Origin of the sequence: Vibrio sp. MM46, assembly GCF_027587135.1 — a bacterium.
GTDB classification, from domain to species: Bacteria; Pseudomonadota; Gammaproteobacteria; order Enterobacterales; family Vibrionaceae; genus Vibrio; species Vibrio harveyi.
Genome location: NZ_JAPPTO010000056.1, coordinates 1 through 5,542, shown reverse-complemented (window position 1 = coordinate 5,542; position 5,542 = coordinate 1). Strand labels below are relative to the sequence as shown.

Here is a 5,542-nt window from a genome sequence, read left to right as displayed (position 1 = left end):
TTTAAAGATATCTAATCTAACCAATTGGGTAGACACTGCGGGTTTTGCTACGCGCGTTGTTATATTGCCAGCTAACTTGATGGTTAGGAACTTCAATCCTAACCATTAAGCAAGTTTAGGAGGTAGCGAAGCGTTTTGGATGTAATTGCCCTAAAGATAAATTGAACCAATGATGATTTAATCCGCTAATCACGGTCGTTTTTGCACCTAATTTATTGATTTTAGATAGACCTATCCTACGCAGGTACGCCAAGCCGTCGCGATTCGCGCATGTTCATCCGGCGACTATCCAACCGCTCATGATTTTTTGAGCCCGCTGTAAAACATGTAAACACCACTCTGCATCCGCGCAACACACACTTATACGGGGCGTTACCTGCAAAGCCTTTGTATTGCTTCGCATACGTGAGTAGCTCTGGCTGCTTTGGTGCTTTCTCTCCCAAAGCTAAATACACCAGAGGCAGTAGGACCCTCGTTTTCTGTTGGATAGAAAACCGTAATAAAGCACCATTTTAAAATGGTGCTGTGGGATATGACCCACGTACCGTAATATCATTTCTTCTTGCGTTAGCGTTTTTGTTTTGTGCTTGCCGTCTCGATGGTCGAGATATTTAAACACAACGGTGCCGCCACTGTAGTGGCGTAACCTCGATGCCGATATAGGCGGGCGCTTCAGGTGAGCTATTGTCAAATGTGGTGTGTGGAGATCATGCAGTAGCCTGTTGATGAGTCTCCATTTCTTTCACTCCATTGATGAAGCGAACATCTTTCACAACATCCGCTAGGAGTGCAAAACCTCGTAGACGACGCCACTTCGTCTCTGCACTACGCATTTACTTGTAGGTCATCATCAACGTAGTCTTTCTGTTTCCACAGTCCTTTGTCTTGTTCGTGCGTAAACGTACTGTGGCGAACATCGATTCTATTGGGTTGGTTGTCCTGATATGAACCCAGAGCTCTGCTGGGTAATCGTAGAACGCCAGCATTTCAGCTTTATCTTTCACCAAACAGTCGGTTGCCTTTGGATACTTGGCTTCAAAGCGCTTCTGGAAGGTAGAGAAGGCGTGATAAGCATCATCTCTCGTTTCTGCCATCCAGATATCTTGCAGTGCTTCCTTCATTCGTGGTTGTACGCTTTTGGGCTCCTTGTTAAGCACATTCGCTGTCTTATGTACCCAGCACCGTTGTTGGGCAGTTTGAGGCCAGCACTTCGCAACCGCTTTCCAGAAGCCAAGCGCGCCATCTCCGATGGCGAGCTTCGGTGCTAACTGTAATCCCTGCGCTCGTAGCTGCTCAATGAGTTCCGTCCTACTTGCTTCTGACTCTCGATGACCATCCAGAACACCAAGAACCTCTTTGCGTCCAGTGTCATCGACACCAATGATGACGAGTAAGCAGAGCTTATCGTCCATCCTAACGTGACAGTAAACACCGTCAGCCCAAACGTAAACATAGCCACGTCTACCGAGGTCACGCTTACGCCACTGTTCGTATTCAACATACCAGCGCTCTTTGAGACGACAGATGCTGTTGGCTGACAGGCCTTTCGCATCCTTACCAAGCAGAGACTCCAGAGCAGGCAACATATCGCCCGTAGATATCCCCTTGAGATAGAGTAACGGGAGCAGTGTTGCAACACTCTTTGTTCGCTGAGATACGGTGGTATCAAGTTGCTATTAAATTTGACGCCATTCCCTGAGCGATCTCGTACCTTAGGAATTTGCACTTCGATATCCCCGACACCTATTTGCAAGGTTCGCTCAGGTAAGAAACCGTTGCGAACAATGGCTTGCTTGCCGTCAACCATTACACTCTGATGTTGGGCTAGTAGCTGTTGAAGCTCAGCTTCAACAGCCTGTGTAATCAAATCTCTAGCCCCCTGGCGTATCAGTTCAGTAAGTGGGTCTTGTGGTGTATTCAGTGAAACAACAGTATTATCAGTCATGCGGAGTGCCTATCTGTTAATCGTTCTGGGGAGAACAGCATCAACAGATTACACCGCAACTTCCTTTCTCTTCCATACACCAGAAATCAGCATAGCTCTCTGGTTGTCAAGAAAGTATCTTTCCCGAGGTTTTAATTGACTGATGTACCACGGCAGACTTTTTTGAACAGGGGGTATTGTTTAGCTGGGTTTAAATTAGAGTGCTGGTTTCAGCCTTGCTGGTGATGGTCGGTCTATGTTGGCGCAGTTTCCAGTTGCAACCGATGCTCGATATTGGGTTCGACTTGGGCGTTACCCTTCGGGCAGGGCTTTTCGCTAGAATCTTCCATCTATGGGCTAAGATCTTCATCTCCCTGAAAAGTCACAAGTGCCTTCCCAGGGCGTGAAGCTCTAAAGCCCCTATCTGCAAGGATATCGCTTCAATCCTGAACGCCTCCGCTACTGCGTAGCTGCGCCTCGTCGTGCCTCCTCGTTGCCTTTCACTGCCTGACATTAAGTTCGAGTAAGGGTTGGTTTTTTATGCGCCGATTTTCCTTTCTACTCGCATCACATTACGGGCTCGCAAGCTGTTTAACCTTCTCTCAACACAACCTGCCTGCAAGGGAGGCTTCGCGCTGTATCCCTAAAGCAGCAAGCTGCTAAGGGCTACTAGCCCCTTGTCAAGCCAGAACGATGTTGTGAGTGCGGACAGCTAAGCGGCTCCGGAAAGTGATACTCAAACAAAAAGGAAACTCGATATGGCGCAACAAAACTCAACCCTAACTCTCTCTAAATGCCAAACAGCGACCAACGTCTCGCCGTTGGAGCGCGAAAGCCTTCCTAAAAATGATTTCTCTTTGGTTCAGCGCAAGCGTCAACGTGATCTGAAAATTTTAGACCGATTAAGAGAAATTCATGGATTGAAGAGAAAGCCTGTTCGCCATATTAGATGTAACCCTTTGAATTATGTTTGTACCGCTACTGCATGTATCGACCTTAATCGTATTTAATCAAACCATCCCACAGAGGCATAACAATGAAATATCTATCAGATTACACAAGTGAAAAACAAACCCGAGCCTTTGACGAGTTCGGCGCATTCTTTGCCTTTTCTAATGAGCAGTTTGCAGCAGCAAAAAAAGAGGGGATCAAATACGTTTCCCTTGGTTTTGGCATGATCGTGCCAGAGAGTAATGCGAGTGCTTTAGTCGAAAAGCTAGACGAGATCCAAAAGGATGCGATTGCGCAAGATATTGCCGAAAATGGCATCAAAGCCATCATCCGCCGTGAGCTATTTAATCACGAGTGTTTTTACACCAATGATATTTGTGACTGCGTTGAAAGGCTCACAGGCTACAACGTTTCATACGATGAAGTTTACGAGGTGTTCAACCACATCCGTAAAACCGAAGATGTGTATTAAGCACATATAAAAACACCTAGATATTTGCTCGAACAAATATCTAGGCAGTGTCCATAACTTAAATATATGAGGATTTAAAAATGAACGAGTTAAATACTATCCCAACCGAAGAACAATTGAAAGCACAAACTTACGTTTGTACAGCCGAGCCCTTTGATTTAGGCAAGGTGGTGATCACCCAAGGCATTGACGCTCTATTACGTGAAAATATCGGCGCAAGTCTGCGTGTCTGTTTAATGCGTCACCAAAATGGTGATTGGGGGAATATGCCAATTGAAGATAAGATTTTAAATGACGAAGCCACAAAAACAAGTGAGCGCATTATGTCAGGCTATCGATTGTGCGATAAACAGATTTGGATCATTACCGAGTGGGATCGCAGCGTGACGACGGTATTATTACCGCATGAATACTAATCATAAAATCAACTAAAACCAAATCCAGTCAATGACTGGATTTTTTGCGTTTGATTTTCTGATTTTTCGTTTAGGTTTTAAAAATCGACTCGCACTTATTCATAATAAACGATGAGGCTAAAGCGAGTATAGGTGTGATATTAATAAGTGCTCGCTGAACACGCTGTTTTTTCTTTGTCATCCGACTATAACCCTCATTTTGTGTTGTCAGTATTGTGGAACTATCACAATAATAATGAGCTTGTTTTAATTATCGAGTCATTAAGGTCTAGCAGGATGGAGGGTATTTTGTGGTATGGTGAATTTTGAACCTTTCTTTAGATTTCTATTATACTGCTATCGTGCTTCTTACTCACTTCGTGAGCGCATTCTCTACTCGTCACGCCGCTCCTCATGGTAAACTGCTTTGAGTTTCTGCATTTATTTATGTCATTTGTTGTGGTTGTGTTATGAAATTTAAAATGATCTTTGTTTTCCTAGTTCCCTTTCAAGCGTCCGCTTTTTGTTTTGATGAGGCTGGACAATATTATAATGTGTCAGCAGATTTATTAAGGGCGATTGCTCAAGTTGAAAGTAGCCTTGATCCGACTGCTTATAACGAAAATAAAAACGCTGTGGGTAAGATCACTAGCCGTGATTTTGGGTTGATGCAAATTAACTCAAGCTGGTTTAGCAAACTTGCTGAGTTTAATGTGAACGAGCAGAATATCTATGAGCCGTGTTTTAACGTGTAATTAGGTGCTTGGGTATTAAGTACGAACTTTGCTACTCATGGTTATAACTGGAATAGCGTAGGCGCTTATAATGCTGGCTTCTCTAAACGTACTGAGAACGCCAGAAAAATATACATCCAAAAAGTCCAATCTGTTTATTATTCCGCAAAAGTTAAATAACCCTCATTGCACCATTGTGGTGCAATGAGGGTTGCCGTCAGCTCTTCCTGCTCTCTCTTCGTTCTTACGTCTGACCCTTCCAGCAGCCCCCTATTCAGTCGCCATGGGTACGGCTTTTTAGCTTTGCGCTGGTCAATTGTTCCCAAGTCGATCCACTGAATGCTGATGTTGTCATCCTGACTTTTCTCTTTCTCCGAAAGCGACCACACCCCACGGCGCATTGATTTCAATGCGAATGGTTGTCTGTGAAAAATATAAAGGCAATAAAAACAATGAGTTACAAAGATGCGCTAAGGCGAAATGACCATCAAAAAAATTTTCAAAATCTCAACTAATTAGCCGCTGGAATCGTATTTGAAAATATGTTGATCGTATTAGATTTCCATTTAAACCAAGTGTGTTAAGGGCTGTAGCTGATTTGAGTTAAAAATTAATACTATTGTATTTGATTTCAATTTAGCCCTTTGGTGGTAAGCTCTGAGAAGAATTTTTATGTTGCGTAAATATGGAATTGTATTGGATAATGCATTAAATCGTATTAACGAAATTCGAAGGGAAAAATCTAAAAATGGCAAGAAGCACTGTGCTACAAGCAACAATCAAAGGGACGTTAGAGCAGGATTTTCGTAAATTTCAAAAGCGAGAAAGGCTGAGCGATGCCGATGCTGTGCGTCAGCTTTTGACACTGGCATTACGTATTAAGTTGAATGATAGTGACGACGATAGACCGTCGAACCGTGAACTGATGGAAGAGATTTATCGGGTGGTGAGGAGCAGTTCTGCCATAGGTGAAGTTATTCATGGTCAAACCTTTGATGGAGAAAAACTATATCGTGATCAAAAAGAGTCCAAGCCAGTAAGGCAGCAGATCAAAGCTGACATAGAT

4 protein-coding genes and 3 pseudogenes are annotated in these 5,542 nt (G+C 43.7%); 5 read left to right on the top strand and 2 right to left on the bottom strand.

What is annotated here, in order from left to right:
* Window positions 1–236 precede the first annotated feature (236 nt).
* Together OH459_RS27600 and OH459_RS27595 are read right to left on the bottom strand one after the other, a co-directional pair.
* Window positions 237–679, bottom strand: a pseudogene (locus tag OH459_RS27600) (transposase); the annotation flags it as partial.
* A gap of 28 nt (window positions 680–707) precedes the next feature.
* Window positions 708–1,945, bottom strand: a pseudogene (locus OH459_RS27595) (IS256 family transposase).
* A 737-nt stretch (window positions 1,946–2,682) separates the two neighbouring features.
* Between OH459_RS27595 and OH459_RS27590 the strand changes: the two are divergent.
* The 5 genes and pseudogenes from OH459_RS27590 to OH459_RS27570 all read left to right on the top strand — a co-directional run.
* Window positions 2,683–2,934: a hypothetical protein gene (locus tag OH459_RS27590; protein WP_029790196.1), complete on the top strand. Its 252-nt coding sequence runs from the start codon at window positions 2,683–2,685 to the stop codon at window positions 2,932–2,934.
* A gap of 26 nt (window positions 2,935–2,960) precedes the next feature.
* Complete coding sequence (locus tag OH459_RS27585; protein ID WP_053050952.1) at window positions 2,961–3,347, top strand: DUF7659 family protein; 387 nt, start codon at window positions 2,961–2,963, stop codon at window positions 3,345–3,347.
* A gap of 80 nt (window positions 3,348–3,427) precedes the next feature.
* Window positions 3,428–3,763: a hypothetical protein gene (locus OH459_RS27580; protein WP_017191406.1), complete on the top strand. Its 336-nt coding sequence runs from the start codon at window positions 3,428–3,430 to the stop codon at window positions 3,761–3,763.
* Window positions 3,764–4,212: 449 nt separating this feature from the next.
* Window positions 4,213–4,656, top strand: a pseudogene (locus OH459_RS27575) (lytic transglycosylase domain-containing protein).
* Window positions 4,657–5,224: 568 nt separating this feature from the next.
* Window positions 5,225–5,542: hypothetical protein (locus OH459_RS27570; RefSeq protein WP_269989754.1), on the top strand; the 318-nt coding region annotated here is incomplete at its 3' end.

Excerpts from the sequence above, each read along its gene's own strand:
- OH459_RS27590 (WP_029790196.1), top strand. The coding sequence starts at position 2,683 with ATGGCGCAACAAAACTCAACCCTAACTCTCTCTAAATGCCAAACAGCG.
- OH459_RS27585 (WP_053050952.1), top strand. The coding sequence starts at position 2,961 with ATGAAATATCTATCAGATTACACAAGTGAAAAACAAACCCGAGCCTTT.
- OH459_RS27580 (WP_017191406.1), top strand. The coding sequence starts at position 3,428 with ATGAACGAGTTAAATACTATCCCAACCGAAGAACAATTGAAAGCACAA.